This is a genomic window from Enterobacter cloacae complex sp. 397G4, from assembly GCF_050031515.1.
In the GTDB taxonomy this organism is placed as follows: Bacteria; Pseudomonadota; Gammaproteobacteria; order Enterobacterales; family Enterobacteriaceae; genus Enterobacter; species Enterobacter hormaechei_C.
Genome location: NZ_JBLGWE010000001.1, coordinates 4,717,861 through 4,738,075 on the forward strand (window position 1 = coordinate 4,717,861; position 20,215 = coordinate 4,738,075).

At 56.6% G+C, this 20,215-nt stretch carries 18 protein-coding genes, 2 tRNA genes and 1 rRNA gene; 8 read left to right on the plus strand and 13 right to left on the minus strand.

The genetic code is table 11. From position 1 onward, the window contains the following. Position 1: 1 nt before the first annotated feature. Complete coding sequence (locus tag ACQG1Y_RS22735) at positions 2-583, minus strand: fimbrial protein (protein WP_015572771.1); 582 nt, start codon at positions 581-583, stop codon at positions 2-4. A gap of 1,098 nt (positions 584-1,681) precedes the next feature. On the opposite strand from ACQG1Y_RS22735, the gene lldP reads away from it, so the two are divergent. From lldP to trmL, 5 genes are all read left to right on the plus strand, one after another. Next, the gene (gene lldP, locus ACQG1Y_RS22740; protein WP_426737099.1) at positions 1,682-3,337 is read left to right on the plus strand and encodes an L-lactate permease; all 1,656 of its coding nucleotides are present in this window, start codon (positions 1,682-1,684) and stop codon (positions 3,335-3,337) included. Further along, positions 3,334-4,107, plus strand: coding sequence for a transcriptional regulator LldR (gene lldR / locus ACQG1Y_RS22745; RefSeq protein ID WP_006808630.1), 774 nt, complete (start codon positions 3,334-3,336; stop codon positions 4,105-4,107). The genes lldP and lldR overlap by 4 nt, the downstream gene beginning before the upstream one ends. Next, entirely contained in the window at positions 4,104-5,291 is a 1,188-nt protein-coding gene (gene lldD / locus ACQG1Y_RS22750; RefSeq protein ID WP_017382576.1) for an FMN-dependent L-lactate dehydrogenase LldD, read from the plus strand. The genes lldR and lldD overlap by 4 nt, the downstream gene beginning before the upstream one ends. Positions 5,292-5,471: 180 nt before the next feature. Then, positions 5,472-6,812, plus strand: a complete 1,341-nt coding sequence (locus ACQG1Y_RS22755) for an MFS transporter (RefSeq protein ID WP_032651952.1) — start codon at positions 5,472-5,474, stop codon at positions 6,810-6,812. 45 nt (positions 6,813-6,857) lie between these two features. Then, a complete protein-coding gene (gene trmL, locus ACQG1Y_RS22760; RefSeq protein WP_003860178.1) occupies positions 6,858-7,331 on the plus strand; it encodes a tRNA (uridine(34)/cytosine(34)/5-carboxymethylaminomethyluridine(34)-2'-O)-methyltransferase TrmL in 474 nt (157 codons plus the stop codon). A gap of 38 nt (positions 7,332-7,369) precedes the next feature. Here the strand turns inward: trmL and ilvC are convergent, their stop codons facing one another. Next, positions 7,370-8,845, minus strand: coding sequence for a ketol-acid reductoisomerase (gene ilvC, locus ACQG1Y_RS22765; protein WP_006808634.1), 1,476 nt, complete (start codon positions 8,843-8,845; stop codon positions 7,370-7,372). A 152-nt stretch (positions 8,846-8,997) separates the two neighbouring features. Between ilvC and ilvY the strand changes: the two genes are divergently transcribed. Then, complete coding sequence (gene ilvY, locus ACQG1Y_RS22770) at positions 8,998-9,888, plus strand: HTH-type transcriptional activator IlvY (RefSeq protein WP_047062393.1); 891 nt, start codon at positions 8,998-9,000, stop codon at positions 9,886-9,888. A 97-nt stretch (positions 9,889-9,985) separates the two neighbouring features. Here ilvY and ilvA read toward each other — a convergent pair whose 3' ends face one another. From ilvA to ilvL, 7 genes are all read right to left on the minus strand, one after another. After that, positions 9,986-11,530, minus strand: coding sequence for a threonine ammonia-lyase, biosynthetic (ilvA, locus tag ACQG1Y_RS22775; protein ID WP_086524719.1), 1,545 nt, complete (start codon positions 11,528-11,530; stop codon positions 9,986-9,988). A 2-nt stretch (positions 11,531-11,532) separates the two neighbouring features. Beyond that, the gene (ilvD, locus tag ACQG1Y_RS22780) at positions 11,533-13,383 is read right to left on the minus strand and encodes a dihydroxy-acid dehydratase (protein ID WP_033488021.1); all 1,851 of its coding nucleotides are present in this window, start codon (positions 13,381-13,383) and stop codon (positions 11,533-11,535) included. A 60-nt stretch (positions 13,384-13,443) separates the two neighbouring features. Then, entirely contained in the window at positions 13,444-14,373 is a 930-nt protein-coding gene (ilvE, locus tag ACQG1Y_RS22785) for a branched-chain-amino-acid transaminase (RefSeq protein WP_003860182.1), read from the minus strand. 18 nt (positions 14,374-14,391) lie between these two features. Then, positions 14,392-14,655, minus strand: a complete 264-nt coding sequence (ilvM, locus tag ACQG1Y_RS22790) for an acetolactate synthase 2 small subunit (protein WP_003860184.1) — start codon at positions 14,653-14,655, stop codon at positions 14,392-14,394. Then, the gene (gene ilvG / locus ACQG1Y_RS22795) at positions 14,652-16,298 is read right to left on the minus strand and encodes an acetolactate synthase 2 catalytic subunit (RefSeq protein WP_033488020.1); all 1,647 of its coding nucleotides are present in this window, start codon (positions 16,296-16,298) and stop codon (positions 14,652-14,654) included. Before ilvG ends, ilvM begins: the two co-directional genes overlap by 4 nt. Before the next feature lie 2 nt (positions 16,299-16,300). Next, positions 16,301-16,351 carry a peptide IlvX gene (gene ilvX, locus ACQG1Y_RS22800; RefSeq protein ID WP_201405605.1) on the minus strand — a complete coding sequence of 17 codons (51 nt, stop codon included), beginning with the start codon at positions 16,349-16,351 and terminating at the stop codon, positions 16,301-16,303. An 86-nt stretch (positions 16,352-16,437) separates the two neighbouring features. Next, on the minus strand, positions 16,438-16,536 hold the full coding sequence (ilvL, locus tag ACQG1Y_RS22805; RefSeq protein ID WP_001311244.1) for an ilv operon leader peptide: 99 nt from the start codon (positions 16,534-16,536) through the stop codon (positions 16,438-16,440). Between the two features lie 340 nt (positions 16,537-16,876). Between ilvL and ACQG1Y_RS22810 the strand changes: the two genes are divergently transcribed. Next, on the plus strand, positions 16,877-18,397 hold the full coding sequence (locus ACQG1Y_RS22810; RefSeq protein WP_368740870.1) for a YifB family Mg chelatase-like AAA ATPase: 1,521 nt from the start codon (positions 16,877-16,879) through the stop codon (positions 18,395-18,397). 27 nt (positions 18,398-18,424) lie between these two features. Here the strand turns inward: ACQG1Y_RS22810 and ACQG1Y_RS22815 are convergent, their stop codons facing one another. Next, positions 18,425-18,763, minus strand: coding sequence for a DUF413 domain-containing protein (locus ACQG1Y_RS22815; protein WP_006808641.1), 339 nt, complete (start codon positions 18,761-18,763; stop codon positions 18,425-18,427). 118 nt (positions 18,764-18,881) lie between these two features. Between ACQG1Y_RS22815 and hdfR the strand changes: the two genes are divergently transcribed. After that, positions 18,882-19,703 carry an HTH-type transcriptional regulator HdfR gene (gene hdfR / locus ACQG1Y_RS22820; protein ID WP_017693775.1) on the plus strand — a complete coding sequence of 274 codons (822 nt, stop codon included), beginning with the start codon at positions 18,882-18,884 and terminating at the stop codon, positions 19,701-19,703. Positions 19,704-19,802: 99 nt separating this feature from the next. On the opposite strand, the gene ACQG1Y_RS22825 is transcribed toward hdfR, so the two are convergent. The 3 genes from ACQG1Y_RS22825 to rrf form a co-directional block, all read right to left on the minus strand. After that, positions 19,803-19,878, minus strand: a tRNA-Trp gene (locus tag ACQG1Y_RS22825). Between the two features lie 52 nt (positions 19,879-19,930). Then, positions 19,931-20,007: transfer RNA gene (locus ACQG1Y_RS22830), tRNA-Asp, on the minus strand. 55 nt (positions 20,008-20,062) lie between these two features. After that, positions 20,063-20,178 (minus strand): 5S ribosomal RNA (gene rrf / locus ACQG1Y_RS22835). Positions 20,179-20,215 lie beyond the last annotated feature (37 nt).

Sequence of the window (20,215 nt, forward strand, 5' to 3'; positions counted from 1 at the left end):
ATCAGTTATAAACCATCAGGAAGTTAGAAACGGCATTGACGTCGCCCGCGTTAATTTCCGACCCGTCTTTGTCGAGAGAGGCATAAAACGTTAATTCAGCATTGCCTTCAGCATCCGGTGCGGTTGTTTCAGATACCGTACCCGGTTTAATCGCGGTGCTGCGATCGCTGTTATAAAGCTTCACGCCGACGCCCGTCGCCATACCTTCGCCTGGCGTAACCTGTAGCAGTGTGTCATTCACCGTATCTTTGGTTCCGTCAAACAGTACCGCAACCGATTCAACCGTCTCCGGGCAGTTCTCTACGTTGATTTTGAACTCACGCGGCGTCGTTTCGCTGTGATCGTCAAAGTAGCTTTTCGCCCACGCGCCGAGGTCTACCGTTTTGCTTTTTGACGCAGGGGTAATATCACAGGAAATAAGGGTGATTTTCCCGGTAAAGTTGATCACGCCGCCTGTGCTCTGCGAGCCAGCGCCTGTATCCAGGGAAGCATTAACGCCAGAATCACTGCTTGCCAGTACTGATTGAGAAGATAACAGCAGCCCCGCCGCGGCAATCGCCAGCGCCACATTTTTGATTTTCATTTGGAACACTTTCCCCTCTGTAAATTAAACAGATATAGACTTGTTGTACCAGGTACAATAACCGCTATAAGGATTTAAAAACGCCACCAAAAGGGTTTTAGCAGAATGGGTGACGCGACCTTATAGAATAAAGCAGGGTCCATCCCATGGTGATAATCCGTATATTTTCAGAAGGCCATACACAGATATCCTGCAACTGAGGAAATGACTTCTGGCCGAAAATAACACTGAATACGTTGTGGTTAGTAATAAATTTAATATCTTCTGTAACGTTGCTTCTGAATAAATAGTAAATCATATGCCTTTTAGCGTCTACGTATTGAAAAGCAGTACGCCGCGTCTGTAAACACTCTGGAATTAACACTCAGCTAACAAATTTAACCCCTTTCGATTGCCCTGATAATTATTAATTTGCTTTTAATACCGTAACTAAATTACAAGAGAGCCAACTGATCATTGTTTGATCAATTTATTTCAGAATATTATTAGCCAAAAAATGTCACTTCAGCAAAAAATTCTTGCCCTTTATCCTGAAAAATCACGGTTAAACAGGATATTTCTTTATCGATCAGCAATTGATCGTTTGTAATACACTGTTAAAATCTATATGTGAAATTTACCTTAATTAAAATTTTTTGCTACAGCTTAGATTTCGCATTTTTAACCAAAAAAAATTTTATTTATAGGAAATAAATCACTCTGCTCACATATATACAGCTTTTCAAAAACACAAATAAAGCAAACAAACCTCATTCAATTCACGTAATATTATCACCTCCCCATTTTATTCAACATCTTTTACGCGCCGTATCTGCTCAAAAACGAATGTAATGCTCTCCACCTGACTACCGCTCCCAACGCACACGGTGAGTTAATTTTGCGGGTTTGGTCCTACCAATCATGCGCAAAGCTATCCATCGTTCACAGTTTTGATGCTCCACTTCACAAAACCATTGCTGAATAGCAACACCTGGTTAACCATTTATTGCCATTAACCCTACATCACAATATTGGATGGACCACTTTTACACTAAGTGTGACGCTGAGATGAGCAGAGACTCACCCGACGAACACCTGTGTGGTCCTCAGGAGACCTGCATGAGCCTCTGGCAACAAAACTACGATCCGGCCGGGAATATCTGGCTGTCGAGCCTGATCGCATCGCTACCGATCCTGTTCTTCTTCTTTGCGCTAATTAAGCTCAAGCTGAAGGGCTACCTTGCCGCAACGTACACCGTTGCCATCGCCCTGATGGTGGCGCTGTTCTTCTATAAAATGCCGGTCGATCGCGCGCTGGCCTCCGTGGTGTATGGTTTCTTCTACGGCCTGTGGCCGATTGCGTGGATCATCATCGCCGCCGTCTTTGTCTACAAAATCTCGGTCAAAACCGGGCAGTTCGACATTATTCGCTCGTCGATTCTCTCTATTACACCGGACCAGCGTTTACAGATGCTGATTGTCGGTTTCTCCTTCGGGGCGTTCCTTGAAGGGGCGGCAGGATTTGGCGCGCCGGTGGCGATCACCGCCGCTCTGCTGGTCGGGCTGGGCTTTAACCCGCTGTATGCCGCTGGCCTGTGCCTGATTGTGAACACCGCCCCGGTGGCGTTTGGCGCGATGGGCATTCCGATTCTGGTGGCGGGCCAGGTGACCGGGCTGGACAGCTTCGAGATCGGCCAGATGGTAGGTCGCCAGCTGCCGTTCCTGACCATTATCGTGCTGTTCTGGATCATGGCGATTATGGACGGCTGGCGCGGCGTGAAGGAGACCTGGCCTGCGGTGATGGTAGCGGGCGGTTCGTTCGCCATTGCCCAGTATCTCAGCTCCAACTTCCTCGGCCCGGAACTGCCGGACATCATCTCTTCCCTGGTGTCGCTGGTCTGTCTGACGCTGTTCCTGAAACGCTGGCAGCCGGTGCGCATCTTCCGCTTTGCCGATATGGGTGCCTCACATGTGGATCAGACGCTGGCGCGCACCGGCTATACCGCCGGACAGATTGTGCGCGCATGGTCACCGTTCCTGTTCCTGACCGCCACCGTGACGCTGTGGAGCATTCCGCCGTTTAAAGCCCTGTTCGCCCCGGGCGGCGCGCTGTACGACATGGTGATTAATATCTCCGTGCCGTTCCTCGACAAAATGGTCGCCCGTATGCCGCCGGTGGTGCACGACGTCACGCCATATGCGGCAGTGTTTAAGTTCGACTGGTTCTCAGCCACCGGCACGGCCATCCTGTTTGCCGCTATCCTTTCCGTAGTGTGGCTGCGCATGAAGCCTGCCGCCGCGGTGCAGACCTTTGCGGCGACGATTAAAGAGCTGATGCTGCCGATTTACTCCATCGGCATGGTGCTGGCGTTCGCGTTTATTTCGAACTACTCCGGCCTGTCGTCGACGCTGGCGTTAGCGCTGGCGCATACCGGCCACGCGTTTACCTTCTTCTCGCCGTTCCTCGGCTGGCTGGGGGTGTTCCTGACTGGTTCAGATACGTCATCTAACGCCCTGTTTGCCGCCCTACAGGCCACGGCTGCGCAGCAGATTGGCGTCTCGGACGTGCTGCTGGTCGCCGCGAACACCACCGGCGGCGTGACCGGGAAGATGATCTCGCCGCAGTCCATCGCCATTGCCTGTGCCGCGGTGGGGCTGGTAGGCAAAGAGTCGGACCTGTTCCGCTTTACCGTTAAACACAGCCTGATATTTACCTGCATGGTGGGCGTGATCACCACCTTGCAGGCCTATGTCTTAACCTGGATGATTCCATGATAGTGATGCCCAGACGCCTGTCCGACGAGATTGCCACTCGCGTACGGGCGCTGATAGAAGAACAACAGCTGGAAGCGGGCATGAGATTGCCCGCCGAGCGTCAGCTTGCCGCTCAGCTTGGCGTGTCGCGCAACTCGCTGCGCGAGGCGCTGGCGACGCTGGTTAGTGAAGGGGTGCTGCTGAGCCGTCGCGGCGGCGGCACCTTCGTGCGCTGGCAGCATGACGACTGGTCCGAACAAAACATCGTACAGCCGCTGAAGACGCTGATGGAAAACGACCCGGACTACAGCTTCGACATCCTCGAAGCGCGTCACGCCATCGAAACCAGTACAGCGTGGCACGCGGCGATGCGGGCAACCGACGCCGACAAAGAGAAGCTCAAAGCCTGTTTTGAGGCCACGCAAAGCAGCGACCCGGACATCGCCTCCCAGGCGGACGTGCGGTTCCATCTGGCGATTGCCGAGGCCTCGCACAACGTGGTACTGCTGCAAACCATGCGCGGGTTCTTCGACCTGCTGCAATCCTCCGTGAAGCAGAGCCGCCAGCGCATGTATCTGGTCCCGCCGGTGTTTGCTCAGCTGACCGAACAGCACGAGGCGGTGCTCAACGCCATTCTGGCCGGTGATGCCGAGGCCGCGCGCAAGGCGATGATGGCGCATCTCGGCTTCGTGCATACCACCATTAAACGATTCGATGAAGATCAGGCCCGACAGGCGCGTATTACCCGTCTGCCTGGCGAGAGTGATATTTCCAGGGAGAACAAAGCATGATTATTTCAGCAGCCAGTGATTATCGCGCCGCGGCGCAGCGCATTTTGCCCCCGTTCCTGTTCCACTACATTGACGGCGGGGCGTATGCCGAATACACCCTGCGCCGCAACGTGGAAGACCTGTCGGAGGTGGCCCTGCGCCAGCGCGTGCTGAAGAATATGTCTGACCTGAGCCTTGAGACGAAGCTGTTTAACGAAACGCTCTCCATGCCGGTAGCGCTCGCACCTGTCGGTTTATGCGGCATGTATGCCCGTCGCGGTGAAGTGCAGGCCGCCGCCGCCGCAGATGCCAAAGGCATTCCGTTTACCCTTTCCACCGTGTCCGTCTGCCCGATTGAAGAAGTCGCCCCGACCATCAAGCGCCCGATGTGGTTCCAGCTGTACGTCCTGCGCGATCGCGGTTTTATGCGCAACGCGCTGGAGCGCGCCAAAGCGGCGGGCTGCTCAACGCTGGTCTTTACCGTCGACATGCCGACCCCCGGCGCGCGCTACCGCGACGCCCACTCCGGCATGAGCGGCCCTAACGCGGCCCTGCGCCGTTACTGGCAGGCGGTGACGCACCCGCAGTGGGCGTGGGATGTCGGGCTGAACGGCCGTCCGCACGATCTGGGCAATATTTCGGCCTACCTGGGTAAACCGACCGGGCTGGAGGATTACATCGGCTGGCTGGCGAACAATTTCGATCCATCCATCTCCTGGAAAGACCTGGAGTGGATCCGCGAATTCTGGGACGGCCCGATGGTGATCAAAGGGATCCTCGACCCGGAAGATGCCCGCGACGCGGTGCGTTTTGGCGCCGATGGGATCGTGGTCTCTAACCACGGTGGCCGCCAGCTTGACGGGGTGCTCTCCTCCGCCCGCGCCCTGCCGGCCATTGCCGATGCGGTGAAGGGCGATATTGCGATCCTGGCCGACAGCGGCATCCGTAACGGGCTGGACGTGGTGCGCATGATCGCCCTGGGCGCGGACAGCGTGCTGCTGGGCCGTGCTTACCTGTACGCGCTGGCCACCAGCGGCCAGGCGGGCGTGGCGAATCTGCTGAACCTGATCGAGAAAGAGATGAAGGTGGCGATGACGCTGACCGGTGCGAAAACAATCGGTGAAATCAGCAAAGACTCGCTGGTGCAGGAGCTCAGTAAGCTGCCTGCGGCGCTGGCCCCTCTTTCTCAGGGAAACGCGGCCTGATCTCCCCCGGTTAGCCTCCCCTTCTTCCGCGCCCGACTTCCCCCTCGGGCGCTTTTTTTGTCGAAAATAACACCTGCGTAACATTCTGGATAATAAAATTTGACATCCACCTGCCGTCCGCAATTGTATAGACAAGCAAATACAAGAACACAAAAACAACATCAGATCGGAGTGGAGCGTATGGCGTATTCAGGTAAGGTGGATATTCAGCAGGTGATCGATGAAAGTCCTTTTTCAGGGTTTCACTGGCTTCTTATTGTGCTGGGCTTTCTGGTGCTGGCGATCGATGGGTTTGATACCGCAGCGATGGGTTACATTGCGCCTACGCTGTCGACGGAGTGGGGAATACATAAACAGGATCTGGGGCCGGTGCTGAGTGCGGCGCTGCTGGGGCTGTCGCTGGGAGCCCTTATTGCAGGTCCGGTATCGGACAGGATGGGACGCAAGCGCGTGCTGGTCTTTTCGTGTCTGTTCTTCGGCCTGGCGAGCCTGGGCACGGCCTGGGCGCAAAGTCTGAATACCCTGACGCTATGGCGATTTCTGACAGGCCTCGGCCTCGGCGCTGCCATGCCTAACGCCATCACGCTGATCTCCGAGTTTGCCCCCCAGCGCTGCCGCGCCATGGCAATTAACACCATGTACTGCGGCTTCCCTCTGGGTGCGGCGGGCGGCGGAGCAATCTCGTCCTGGCTTATCCCTCACCATGGCTGGCGAAGCGTGCTGCTGACCGGCGCGATTGCGCCGCTGATTTTAACGGTGCTGCTGGCGCTGCTGTTGCCGGAGTCGGTGAAGTTTCTGGTGCAGCGCGGGAAAGACGTCGCCCAGGTTCGCCGCATCGCCAGCCGGTTCGCCCGCAGCACGCTGGATAGCGTCACGGGCTTTTTCCTCGCGGAGGAGAAAGTCGCGTCGAAAAAAGGCAGCGTGTCGCAGCTGTTTTCCATGCCCTGGCTGCCCGGCACCCTAATGCTGTGGGTCACCTATTTTATGGGGCTGGTGATTTATTACGTCCTGCTGAGCTGGATGCCAACGCTGATGCAGGGGATGGGATATGCGCTGGCGGAATCCGCCTGGCTTACCTCGCTGTTCACCTTCGGCGGCACCGCTGGCATTTTGCTCGCGGGCTGGATGATGGATCGCTGGGAAGCGCACAAGGTGGTCGCGTGTGGTTTCGTGCTGACGATGGGCCTGATTCTTTTACTCGGCATTGAGCATAACCATATCGCCCTGTTTGGCGGGTTAATTTTCCTGATGGGGATCGCGATGAACGGCGCGCAGTCGGGCATGCAGACCCTGGCCGCCACCTTTTACCCTACCGAGTGCCGTGCGACGGGTATCGCCTGGATGCAGGGGATCGGCCGCTTCGGCGGCGTGGCGGGCACCATGACCAGCGCCCAGCTTCTTTCCATGCAGTGGCAGGCGGACAGTATTTTAATGATCCTCAGCGTACCTGCTCTCGTGGCTGCGGCGGCAACCGTCTACAAAATGCTGTATAGCCGCGCGCAGGAGCCGGGCGTCGCCTAGTCCCTCTCTTTTCTGCTATTCTGCCCCCGCAATTAAGGGGGCAGCATGCTTAACATCGTCTTATTCGAACCAGAAATTCCGCCGAACACCGGCAATATTATCCGCCTGTGCGCCAACACCGGTTTTCGTCTGCACATCATTGAGCCGATGGGCTTTACGTGGGACGACAAACGTCTGCGCCGCGCGGGGCTGGACTACCATGAGTTTACCGCCGTCGTTCGTCATCACGATTACGCCGCGTTTCTGGGATCCGAAAAACCACAGCGCATGTTCGCCCTGACCACCAAAGGTACGCCAGCGCACAGCGCCGTAAGCTATCAGGACGGGGATTATCTGATGTTTGGTCCGGAAACCCGCGGCCTGCCGGCCACCATTCTGGATGCCCTGCCCGCTGAGCAGAAAATTCGTATTCCGATGATGCCGGACAGCCGCAGCATGAACCTGTCGAATGCGGTGTCGGTGGTGGTGTATGAGGCGTGGCGCCAGCTGGGTTATCCCGGCGCGATATTGCGTAGCTAAAACAGTTCGGGTGGCTTACGCCACCCGATTCGTCGTGTTTAGCCTGCTACCGCGATACGTTTCATATCGGTCATGTAGCCACGCAGTTTCTGGCCCACTTTCTCGATTTCGTGGCTGCGAATCGCTTCGTTGACGTCACGCAGCTGCGCGTTATCAACCGCTCCTTCCGCAATCGCCTGGCCCAGATCGCCCGCTTGCAGGGTGGTCATGAACTCTTTCAGCAGCGGTACGCAGGCGTAAGAGAACAGGTAGTTACCGTACTCGGCGGTATCGGAGATCACCACGTTCATCTCATACAGACGTTTACGGGCGATGGTGTTTGCGATCAGCGGCAGCTCGTGCAGCGATTCGTAGTACGCAGATTCTTCAATGATGCCCGAATCCACCATGGTTTCGAACGCCAGCTCAACGCCCGCTTTCACCATCGCGATCATCAGGACGCCTTTATCGAAGTACTCCTGCTCGGTGATCTTGCCGTCATACTGTGGTGCGGTTTCGAACGCGGTTTTACCGGTCTCTTCGCGCCAGGTCAGCAGTTTCTTATCGTCATTCGCCCAGTCCGCCATCATGCCGGAAGAGAACTCGCCGGAGATGATGTCGTCCATATGTTTCTGGAACAGCGGCGCCATGATGGTTTTCAGCTGTTCAGAGAGTGCGAACGCGCGCAGTTTTGCCGGGTTGGACAGACGGTCCATCATCAGCGTAATGCCGCCCTGCTTCAGCGCTTCGGTGATGGTTTCCCAGCCGAACTGAATCAGTTTTTCCGCGTATGCCGGATCGGTGCCTTCTTCCACCAGCTTGTCGAAGCACAGCAGAGAGCCGGCCTGGAGCATGCCACACAGGATGGTCTGCTCGCCCATCAGGTCAGATTTCACTTCCGCAACGAAGGAAGATTCCAGCACGCCCGCACGATGGCCGCCAGTGGCCGCAGCCCAGGCTTTGGCAATCGCCATGCCTTCGCCTTTCGGATCGTTTTCCGGGTGAACGGCGATCAGCGTCGGTACGCCGAAGCCACGTTTGTACTCTTCGCGCACTTCGGTGCCCGGGCACTTCGGTGCCACCATCACCACGGTGATGTCTTTACGGATCTGCTCGCCCACTTCAACGATGTTGAAGCCGTGGGAGTAACCCAGCGCGGCGCCGTCTTTCATCAGCGGCTGTACGGAACGCACAACGTCAGAGTGCTGCTTGTCCGGCGTCAGGTTAACCACCAGATCCGCCTGCGGGATCAGCTCTTCGTAGGTGCCCACTTTGAAGCCGTTTTCGGTCGCTTTACGCCAGGAAGCACGCTTTTCGGCAATCGCTTCTTTACGCAGGGCGTAGGAGATATCCAGCCCGGAGTCACGCATGTTCAGGCCCTGGTTCAGACCCTGTGCGCCACAGCCGACAATGACCACTTTTTTACCCTGAAGGTAGCTCGCGCCATCAGCAAATTCATCGCGCGCCATGAAGCGGCATTTGCCCAGCTGCGCCAGCTGCTGGCGCAAGTTCAGTGTATTAAAGTAGTTAGCCATGGGTGATACCTCGTGATGTTGTGTGTCTTATTGTTCGGTTCGCGTTTCAGCGAGAATGTACCCACATTACAACAGGAAATTTATTGCGGAAATTGATATATTCACAACGTCATATTGCAATTTATGCAATGTAAAAAGAGGGAGTGGAATCGGTGGATTTACGCGATCTGAAAATGTTCCTGCACCTGGCGGAAAGCCGTCACTTTGGCCGTAGCGCCCGAGCGATGCACGTCAGCCCCTCCACACTGTCGCGCCAGATCCAGCGCCTTGAGGAAGACCTCGGCCAGCCGCTGTTCGTGCGCGATAACCGCACCGTCACGCTGACGGAAGCCGGTGAAGAACTGCGCGTCTTTGCCCAGCAGACCTTGTTGCAGTACCAGCAGCTGCGACACACCATCGACCAGCAGGGGCCGTCGCTTTCCGGCGAGCTGCATATTTTCTGTTCCGTGACCGCTGCCTACAGCCATCTTCCCCCCATTCTCGACCGCTTCCGCGCGGAACATCCGTCGGTTGAAATTAAGCTCACCACCGGGGATGCCGCCGACGCGATGGAAAAAGTGGTAACGGGCGAAGCGGATCTGGCGATTGCCGGAAAACCTGAAACGCTGCCGGGGGCGGTGGCGTTCTCGATGCTGGAGAATCTGGCGGTAGTGCTGATTGCCCCGGCGCTGCCCTGCCCGGTGCGCAACCAGGTTTCGGTGGAGAAACCGGACTGGTCCACGGTGCCGTTTATCATGGCCGATCAGGGGCCGGTGCGCCGCCGCATTGAGCTGTGGTTCCGCCGCCAGAAGATCAGTAACCCGTCGATTTACGCCACGGTCGGCGGCCATGAGGCGATGGTATCGATGGTGGCGCTCGGCTGCGGCGTAGCGCTGCTACCGGAAGTGGTGCTGGAAAACAGCCCAGAGCCGGTGCGCAATCGCGTGATGATTTTAGAACGCAGCGACGAGAAAACGCCGTTCGAGCTAGGCGTGTGCGCACAAAAAAAGCGGCTGCATGAGCCGCTTATTGATGCGTTCTGGACGATATTGCCGAACCACTAAAGCCGGGTGGCGCTGCGCTTACCCGGCCTACACGCAGTTCAAACCTTAGAACGTAGGCCTGATAAGCGCAGCGCCATCAGGCATTTTCCCGAACAACCTAACCCGCCAGGAAGAAACGGAACGCCGGGTTGTGGGTTTCGTCATGGCACTCATAGCCCAGCTCGTTCAGGCGCGTTTCGAAATCCGGCTCGTGCTCGCCCAGCTCGAACGCCGCCAGTACGCGGCCATAGTCGGTGCCGTGGCTGCGGTAGTGGAACAGAGAGATGTTCCAGTGCGTGCCCAACGTGTGCAGGAACTTGAGCAGCGCGCCCGGCGATTCCGGGAACTCGAAGCTGAACAGGCGTTCCTTGAGCGGCTTGGATGGACGGCCGCCGACCATGTAACGCACGTGCAGCTTCGCCATCTCGTCGTCGGAGAGATCGACCACGCTGTAACCGCCGTCATGCAGCAGGCTGAGGATCTCTTTGCGCTCCTCCACGCCACGGCTCAGACGCACGCCGACAAAAATGCACGCATCTTTGGCATCGGCAAAGCGGTAGTTGAACTCCGTTACCGAACGACCGCCCAGCAGCTGACAGAACTTCAGGAAGCTGCCCTTCTCTTCCGGAATGGTCACCGCCAGCAGCGCTTCACGCTGCTCACCCAGCTCACAGCGCTCGGAAACGTAGCGCAGACCGTGGAAGTTCACGTTGGCACCGGAAAGCACGTGCGCCAGACGCTCGCCGCGAATATTGTGCTGGGCGATGTATTTTTTCATTCCCGCCAGCGCCAGCGCGCCGGATGGTTCCGCCACCGCACGCACATCCTCGAAGAGATCTTTCATCGCCGCGCAGATAGCGTCGCTGTCGACGGTGACGATATCGTCGAGATACTCCTGGCACAGGCGGAACGTTTCGTCGCCAATGCGCTTCACCGCCACGCCCTCGGCGAACAGCCCGACGCGCGGCAGATCTACCGGATGTCCGGCGTCCAGCGCCGCCTTCAGGCAGGCAGAGTCTTCCGCTTCAACCGCAATCACTTTGATCTGCGGCATCAGCTGTTTGATCAGCACCGCCACACCTGCGGCTAAGCCACCGCCGCCCACCGGGACGAAAACGCGGTCGAGATGGGCGTCCTGCTGCAACAGTTCCAGCGCCAGCGTACCCTGCCCGGCAATCACCATCGGGTGATCGAACGGCGGCACCCAGGTGAAGCCCTGCTGCTGCGCCAGCTCAATCGCTTTGGCTTTGGCTTCGTCAAAGTTAGCGCCGTGAAGCAGCACTTCTCCGCCAAACCCGCGCACCGCGTCGACCTTGATATCTGCGGTGGCGACCGGCATCACGATCAGCGCCTTCAGCCCCAGACGCGCCGAGGAGAACGCCACGCCCTGCGCGTGATTGCCCGCCGAGGCGGTAATCACCCCGCGCGCTTTCTGCTCGTCCGTCAGCCCGGCCATCATCGCGTAGGCGCCGCGCAGCTTGAAGCTGTGCACCGGCTGCCTGTCTTCACGCTTCACCAGAATGACGTTGTCGAGACGCGAAGAGATTTTGTCCATTTTTTGCAGGGGCGTGACCTGCACCGCTTCATAGACCGGCGCGCGTAGTACCGCTCTCAGGTATTCCGCCCCCTCCGGGGCGGCGGATAAGGGTTGTGACTCGGCCATCATTAGCCCCCCAGTTTAGATTTATCGCGCACCGCGCCTTTATCTGCACTGGTGGCAAGACTCGCGTAAGCGCGCAGGGCGAAGGAGACTTCACGCTGACGATCTTTCGGCGTCCAGGCTTTGTCGCCGCGGGCTTCCTGCGCCTCACGACGGGCCGCAATCTCCTGGTCACTCAGCTTCAGCTGAATGCCGCGGTTCGGAATGTCGATTTCGATCAGGTCGCCATCTTCGATGATCGCGATATTGCCGCCGCTTGCCGCTTCTGGCGAGACGTGACCAATGGAGAGGCCTGACGTGCCGCCAGAGAATCGACCATCGGTGATCAGCGCGCAGGCTTTGCCGAGGCCCATCGATTTCAGGAAGGTGGTCGGGTAGAGCATCTCCTGCATGCCCGGACCGCCTTTCGGCCCTTCGTAGCGAATGACCACCACGTCGCCTTCCACCACTTTGCCGCCGAGGATAGCGTCTACCGCTTCGTCCTGGCTTTCATACACTTTTGCCGGGCCGGTAAATTTCAGGATGCTGTCGTCCACGCCTGCGGTTTTCACAATGCAGCCATTTTCCGCGAAGTTACCGTACAGCACGGCCAAACCGCCGTCTTTGCTGTAGGCATGTTCCAGCGAGCGAATGCAGCCTTCGGCGCGATCGTCATCCAGCGTGTCCCAGCGGCAATCCTGCGAGAACGCCTGGGTGGTACGGATGCCCGCCGGACCGGCGCGATACATGTTTTTCACCGCGTCGTCTTTGGTCAGCATCACGTCGTACTGCTCCAGCGACTCCGGCAGCGTCAGGCCGAGCACGTTTTTCACGTCGCGGTTCAGCAGCCCGGCGCGATCCAGCTCGCCGAGAATACCAATCACGCCACCCGCACGGTGGACATCTTCCATGTGGTACTTCTGGGTACTCGGCGCGACTTTACACAGCTGCGGCACTTTGCGGGAGAGCTTGTCGATGTCGCTCATGGTGAAGTCGATTTCAGCTTCCTGCGCGGCGGCCAGCAGGTGCAGAACGGTGTTGGTGGAACCGCCCATGGCGATATCCAGCGTCATGGCGTTTTCGAACGCCGCTTTGCTGGCGATGTTACGCGGCAGCGCGCTGGCGTCGTCCTGCTCGTAGTAGCGTTTGGTCAGCTCAACGATGCGCTTGCCCGCGTTAAGGAACAGCTGTTTACGGTCGGCGTGGGTCGCCAGCAGCGAGCCGTTACCCGGCTGAGAAAGACCCAGCGCTTCGGTCAGGCAGTTCATGGAGTTGGCGGTGAACATCCCGGAACAGGAGCCGCAGGTCGGGCACGCGGAGCGTTCCACCTGGTCGCTCTGCTCGTCAGTGACTTTCGGATCCGCGCCCTGGATCATCGCATCGACCAGGTCGAGCTTGATGATTTTGTCGGAGAGCTTGGTTTTCCCCGCTTCCATTGGGCCACCAGAAACGAAGATCACCGGAATGTTCAGGCGCAGGGAAGCCATCAGCATCCCCGGGGTGATTTTGTCGCAGTTGGAGATACAGACCATCGCATCGGCGCAGTGGGCATTAACCATGTACTCCACCGAGTCGGCGATCAGCTCGCGCGACGGCAGTGAATAGAGCATTCCCCCGTGGCCCATTGCGATACCGTCATCCACCGCAATGGTGTTGAACTCTTTCGCCACGCCGCCGGAGGCTTCGATTTGCTCGGCAACCAGCTTGCCGAGATCGCGCAGGTGCACGTGGCCCGGTACAAACTGGGTGAAGGAGTTCACCACGGCGATAATTGGCTTGCCGAAATCGGCGTCGGTCATTCCGGTGGCGCGCCACAGTGCGCGGGCACCCGCCATATTACGGCCGTGGGTGGTGGTGGCTGAACGATACTTAGGCATGCTTTATTTACTCCCGTCTGACTATTTAATGGGACGGTGCGTGCCGTCCCAAATTTATATTTAGTGATTAACCTGATCCAACCAGCCGTATTTGTCTTCTGTTTCGCCGGTGAACAGGCCGAAGAAGGCTTGCTGAATGCGTTTGGTGACCGGGCCACAGCGGCCTTCGCCCACCTGAATGCCGTCTACGCTACGCACCGGCGTAATTTCAGCCGCGGTACCGGACATGAACACTTCGTCAGCCAGGTACAGGGATTCGCGGGACAGTACCTGCTCGCGCACTTCGATACCCAGATCTTTTGCCAGCTTGATGATGGCGTCGCGGGTGATGCCCGGCAGCGCGGACGAAGTGAACGGCGGGGTGAACAGAATGCCGTCTTTCACTTCAAACAGGTTTTCGCCCGCACCTTCGGAGATGTAGCCATTCACATCCAGCGCGATACCTTCCTGATAGCCGTGACGGCGCGCTTCGCTGCCGACCAGCAGTGAGGAAAGGTAGTTACCGCCCGCTTTAGCCGCAGTCGGGATAGTGTTTGGCGCCACGCGGTTCCAGGAAGAAACCATTGCGTCGATCCCCTGATCCAGCGCTTCCGCGCCCAGGTAGGCGCCCCACGGGAACGCGGCAATGATCACATCGGTGTTATAGCCGGCGGGCGGGTTCACGCCCATGCCAACGTCGCCCACGAACACCAGCGGACGAATATAGGCGCTGGTCAGTTTGTTCTGGCGAATCACCTCGCGGCAGGCTTCCATCAGCTCATCAACGCTTTGGGAGACCGGGAAACGATAAATTTTGGCTGAGTCATGCAGACGCTGCATGTGTTCGCGATGGCGGAACACCACTGGCCCTTTGTGAGAATCGTAGCAACGGATCCCTTCAAACACGGAGGTGCCGTAGTGCAGCGCGTGGGACATCACGTGAACTTTCGCGTCTTCCCAGCGAACCATCTCACCATTGAACCAAATGTAATCAGCTTTTTTTGTCGTCATTTTTTCGTCCTGTCACGCTTAAGCGCGGATTTGTTGTGATGTGGTTGTGCTCTGGCAGATGGCAACATGGGCAACGTCTACCAGTTTTGATAACTGACTAAACAGTAAGTCGACCGGCCGCGGGCTGGCAACGGTTAATTCGATACTGATGTTCTGCGCGTCGGTGGCCGTTTCCATATTCATAGAGCAAATCTGAAAGCCACGGTGGCGAACCACGCGCAATACGCGTTCTAACGTTTCCGGGTTGAAGCGAGCCTGCACGGCGACCTGATGTTGCATCATGATAATTTCTCCAGCATTTGTGAGTTACTGGCACCGGGCGGTACCAACGGCCAGACGTTCTCAAGCTCGTCGATTGAGACATGAAGCAGGTATGGCCCTTCGCTTGACAGCATGGTGTCGAGTGCCGCTTCAACCTGGTCTTTACGGGTGATGTGCTGGCCAGGAATGCCAAAGGCGCTGGCCAGGGTGAGGAAATCGGGGTTATCGGTCAGGGTCGTTTCGCTGTAACGCTCCTGGAAGAACAGCTGCTGCCACTGGCGAACCATGCCTAAACGCTGGTTATCGAGCAAGACGATCTTCAGCGGTAACTGCTTACGCTTCACGGTGCCGAGCTCCTGGACGTTCATCATGAAGGAGCCGTCACCGGAGATACAGATAACGGTATCGTTCGGGCGGGCAACCTGTGCGCCCACGGCAGCGGGCAGACCGAAGCCCATCGTCCCTAACCCGCTCGAGGTGATAAAGTTCTCCGGGCGGGTGTAGGTCATGTGCTGGGCTGACCACATCTGATGCTGGCCGACATCCGTCGTTACCACGCTGTCTGCGGGTTTACGGTCTGACAGCTGTTTCAACAGCAGCGGCGCATAGATGGCGTCGCCTGGGTGATCGTAACGCCACGCGTGTTCAGTACGCATATCAGCGGTGTGCTGACGCCATGGGTTGATATCCAGCGGCTGCTCCAGCGCCGGTAACAGCGCGTTAAGATCGCCCTGCAACGCGACATGCGCCTGACGCAGTTTGCTCATCTCCGCCGGGTCGATGTCCATATGGATCACTTTGGCGTTCGGCGCGAAGGTATTCAGCTTGCCGGTAACGCGGTCGTCAAAACGGGCGCCGACGGCGATAAGCAAGTCGCATTCCTGCACCGCCAGGTTTGCCGCTTTGGTACCATGCATCCCCAGCATGCCGAGGTAGTACGGGTAATCTGCCTCTACCGCACCGAGACCTTTCAGCGTGCAGGTGGCGGGCATTTGCGTGGTCGCAATGAACGCGCGAAGCGCCGGAACAGCCTGCGCCATGCCCACGCCGCCGCCTACGTACAGCATCGGTTGTTTGGCCTGCGCCATCATCTGACGCGCCTCTTCCACCTCTGCATGCGGGAACGCATTATCGCTTTCCACGGTAGAGAAATGCGGCTCCAGTTCGCCGAGTGCAACCTGGATATCTTTCGGGATATCAACCAGAACCGGGCCAGGACGGCCAGAGCTGGCAACCTCGAACGCTTCGGCCATCACCCGCGGCAGCTCTTCGAGAGACTGAACGAGGAAGCTGTGTTTGGTGCAGGCCAGCGATAAACCGAGCACATCCACTTCCTGGAAGGCATCGGTGCCGATGAACGGAGAGGCCACCTGGCCGGTGATCGCCACCACGGGTACGGAATCAAGCAGCGCGTCAGCCAGGCCGGTGATCAGGTTCGTTGCGCCCGGACCGGAGGTGGCCATACAGACGCCGGTTTTACCGGTCGCACGGGCATAACCGATGGCGGCCATCGCTGCGCCCTGCTCGTGTCGGCACAACAGGTGTTCCACGCCGCCGTCATACAGTGCATCGTAAATCGGCATAATTGCGCCACCCGGATAACCGAATACGGTTTCGACTCCCTGCGCGCGCAACGCATGTACTACCCATTGTGCCCCATTCATAGTTAGTTCCCCGTCATAAATCTAGAGAAACAGAATTTTATGCTAGTCGTCATTCTCTGCTCCTCATTTAAGTTTTTTAGTCATAAAAAAACCCCCGGACCTTTCGGTGCGGGGGTCTTAGTTCGTTAAGGCTTGATTTCTAAGCCTTTCCTCGTCCAAGTGCAGCCCCGCACGGTGGGATAATAATCACCACCACGCTAATCACGACCAGGCTAATCACTCGTAGAAGGGCTGTCATTTTCAGTTCTTTTTGCATCTTGTTCGAAGGAATACCTAAAGAGTTACCACAGATATTTCATCTGACACAAGATTTTTTTATGACCTATATCTGTAGCATGCGAACTATTTCTTTCAAAATCGTTGTTTTATATAGGGAAAAAACAGAAATGAAGATTTTTCATTTTTTTGTCCTGTTTCATCAGGCAAGGCGCGCATGATTTCTTTTCTGCGAGGCCGATTCCACCGACATGTAAGGATTACATTTTGCCGCTAAAAGGCTGGAACGAGTGCCGTAATTCAGTGAATTAGTGCTAAACAGGAAAAAATGATGCTGGCATAGTCACCGCCAAGGAGGGCTTATGTCACTGTCAGTTGTTTATACACGCGCGGCCATCGGCGTGAAGGCACCGCTTATTTCTGTAGAGGTTCATTTAAGTAATGGACTGCCCGGACTGACGCTGGTCGGCTTACCAGAAACGACCGTTAAAGAGGCGAGGGATCGCGTGCGCAGCGCAATTATTAATAGCGGTTATGCTTTTCCGGCGAAGAAGATCACCATTAACCTTGCGCCCGCCGATTTGCCAAAGGAGGGAGGGCGATATGATTTACCTATTGCTATAGCGCTTCTCGCGGCTTCTGAACAGCTCAATACGCCAGGGCTAAGCTCGTGTGAGTTCGTGGGTGAATTAGCGCTTACAGGGGCGTTAAGAGGCGTTCCCGGAGCAATCTCGGGTGCGCTTGAAGCCATACGCGCGGGAAGACAAATCATTGTGGCCAATGAAAATGCCTCTGAAGTAAGCCTTATCGCCGAAAAGGGGTGTCTTGTCGCGGGACATTTGCAAGAGGTTTGCGCCTGGCTGGAAGGCCGACACGAGCTTGCCGAGCCGCAGGAGAATGACGAGGTGTCGCCAGCTTCGCCCGAGGATCTCAGCGATATTATGGGTCAGGAACAGGGTAAACGGGCGTTAGAGATAACGGCCGCGGGTGGGCATAACCTGTTACTGATAGGTCCGCCAGGCACGGGGAAAACGATGCTGGCGAGCAGATTGAGCGGCCTGTTGCCACCCCTCAATAATCATGAAGCACTGGAAAGCGCCGCGATATTTAGCCTGGTCAGTTCTACCTCGCTGCATAAACAGTGGCGCCGCCGTCCTTTCCGCTCTCCACACCACAGTGCGTCTCTTACCGCGATGGTGGGCGGGGGTTCGATCCCCGGACCGGGTGAAATCTCACTGGCGCACAACGGCATTTTGTTTCTGGATGAATTGCCAGAGTTTGAACGCCGCGTGCTGGATGCATTGCGGGAGCCGATTGAATCCGGCGAAATCCATTTGTCTCGTACACGGGCCAAAATAAGCTACCCTGCGCAGTTTCAGCTGGTCGCGGCGATGAACCCTAGTCCTACGGGTCATTATCAGGGCAATCATAACCGCTGTACGCCGGAGCAGACGCTGCGCTATCTGAGTAAGCTGTCTGGCCCCTTCCTCGACCGTTTTGATTTATCTCTCGAGATCCCCCTGCCCCCGCCCGGTCTGCTGAGGCAAACCGGTATTAGGGGCGAAAGCTCAGCAACTGTGCGTGAACGGGTTATTGCGGCGCAGGCGCGGCAGTATGCTCGTCAGAACAGGCTGAATGCCCGGCTGGATAACAGCGGGATCCGACAGTTTTGTTCTCTCAACGCTGAAGATGCAGGCTGGCTGGAAGAGACACTGACGCGGTTTGGGCTATCCATTCGCGCGTGGCAGCGTTTGTTGAAAGTAGCGCGCACGGTCGCCGACGTGGAGGGCTGCCCCGGAATAGAGAGGCGGCATTTGCAGGAGGCATTAAGTTACCGTGCGATCGATCGGCTGCTGTTGCATCTGCAAAAAATGCTGGCGTAAAAAAAGGGGCCGTAGCCCCTTCTCTTCTTAATCGTCAGACTCGGTGTAGTCTTCTGCACCTTCCATCTGCGGCTTACCGCCAGACAGCGTATGGAAACGCTTAGGACGCTTAATGCGAGCCATATACTTGATCCAGACACGTTCTGCATCAGACTGCGGCTCACGCTCACCACGGCAAACAGAGACAAACTGTTTTTCATCTTCGGTTGCCGGTTCACGTTTACCCAGATCCAGCTCGTTAAAGGCATAACCATGGCGCTCAAGAAGTTGAGCTTCTTTGATAGTGAAATCGCCGTGACGAGAGAACCCGCGCGGGTAATGTTTATTGTCGAAAAAACGATTAGTCGTCGTAAAGCTTTCCGCCATCCTACACGCTCCTAATTCTTTGGCCGAGCTATTTATGGCGCGGAGTATTAGTTACGCTTGACAGAGTGTAAAACAAAACATTTAAATCATAACGACAAATAATTTTGTGGAGAAAGATGTGGATACGGAATTGCTAAAAACTTTCCTCGAAGTGAGCAGAACGCGACACTTTGGGCGAGCAGCTGAAGCCCTCTACCTGACGCAGTCAGCAGTCAGTTTTCGTATTCGACAGCTGGAAAATCAACTGGGTGTGAACCTTTTTACCCGCCATCGCAACAATATTCGTTTAACTCCGGCTGGTGAAAAGTTGTTGCCTTATGCAGAAACCCTGATGAATACCTGGCAGGCAGCGCGAAAGGAGGTTGCGCACACCTCCCGGCATAATGAATTCTCGATCGGTGCCAGCGCTTCACTATGGGAATGCATGCTCAGCCAGTGGCTTATGCGGCTATATCGCACACACAACCATCTGCAATTTGAGGCGAGGATTGCGCAACGTCAGTCGCTGGTTAAGCAACTCCACGAGCGGCAGCTTGATCTGCTGATCACCACAGAAGCACCCAAGATGGACGAATTTAGCAGCCAGATTGTTGGACAATTTAGCCTGGCGCTCTATGCATCGGAGCCTGCAATGATGAAGGCCGACCTGAATTATTTACGCCTGGAATGGGGGCCTGATTTTCAGCAACACGAGACGGGGTTAATTGCCAGCGATGATATCCCGCAGCTCACGACAAGCTCAGCGGAGATCGCATGCCAGCATCTTCCCGCATTGAAAGGCTGTACCTGGTTACCTGTTCGCTGGGCGGATAATAAACCCGCACTCCATGTTGTCACCGATTCGACAACGCTCTCCAGGCCGCTGTATGCCATTTGGCTGCAAAACAGCGATAAGCAGTCGCAGATAAAAGATCTGTTAAAAACCAGCATACTGGATTAACGCAAAAGCCTGCGGAAACGCAGGCTGCTTATTCTTCAGGAAGGTGTTGAGCTATTTTGCAGGCAAAAAAAATCCTTTGCCGAAGCAAAGGATTCTATATGGCAGGGGCGGAGAGACTCGAACTCGCGACACCCGGTTTTGGAGACCGGTGCTCTACCAACTGAGCTACGCCCCTAAAGTTTTTGCCATTAAGCCTGCCGGAAGGGCAGGCTTAATGTCTTAATAAGTGGCGGAACGGACGGGACTCGAACCCGCGACCCCCTGCGTGACAGGCAGGTATTCTAACCGACTGAACTACCGCTCCACCGAATACTTCTGTAACCACCGGATTAATGCACCGGCTTACTACTTAATTTGATGCCTGGCAGTTCCCTACTCTCACATGGGGAGACCCCACACTACCATCGGCGCTACGGCGTTTCACTTCTGAGTTCGGCATGGGGTCAGGTGGGACCACCGCGCTAAAGCCGCCAGGCAAATTCCTGTGCTCTGTCCTGTGTCTTTCGCACTGA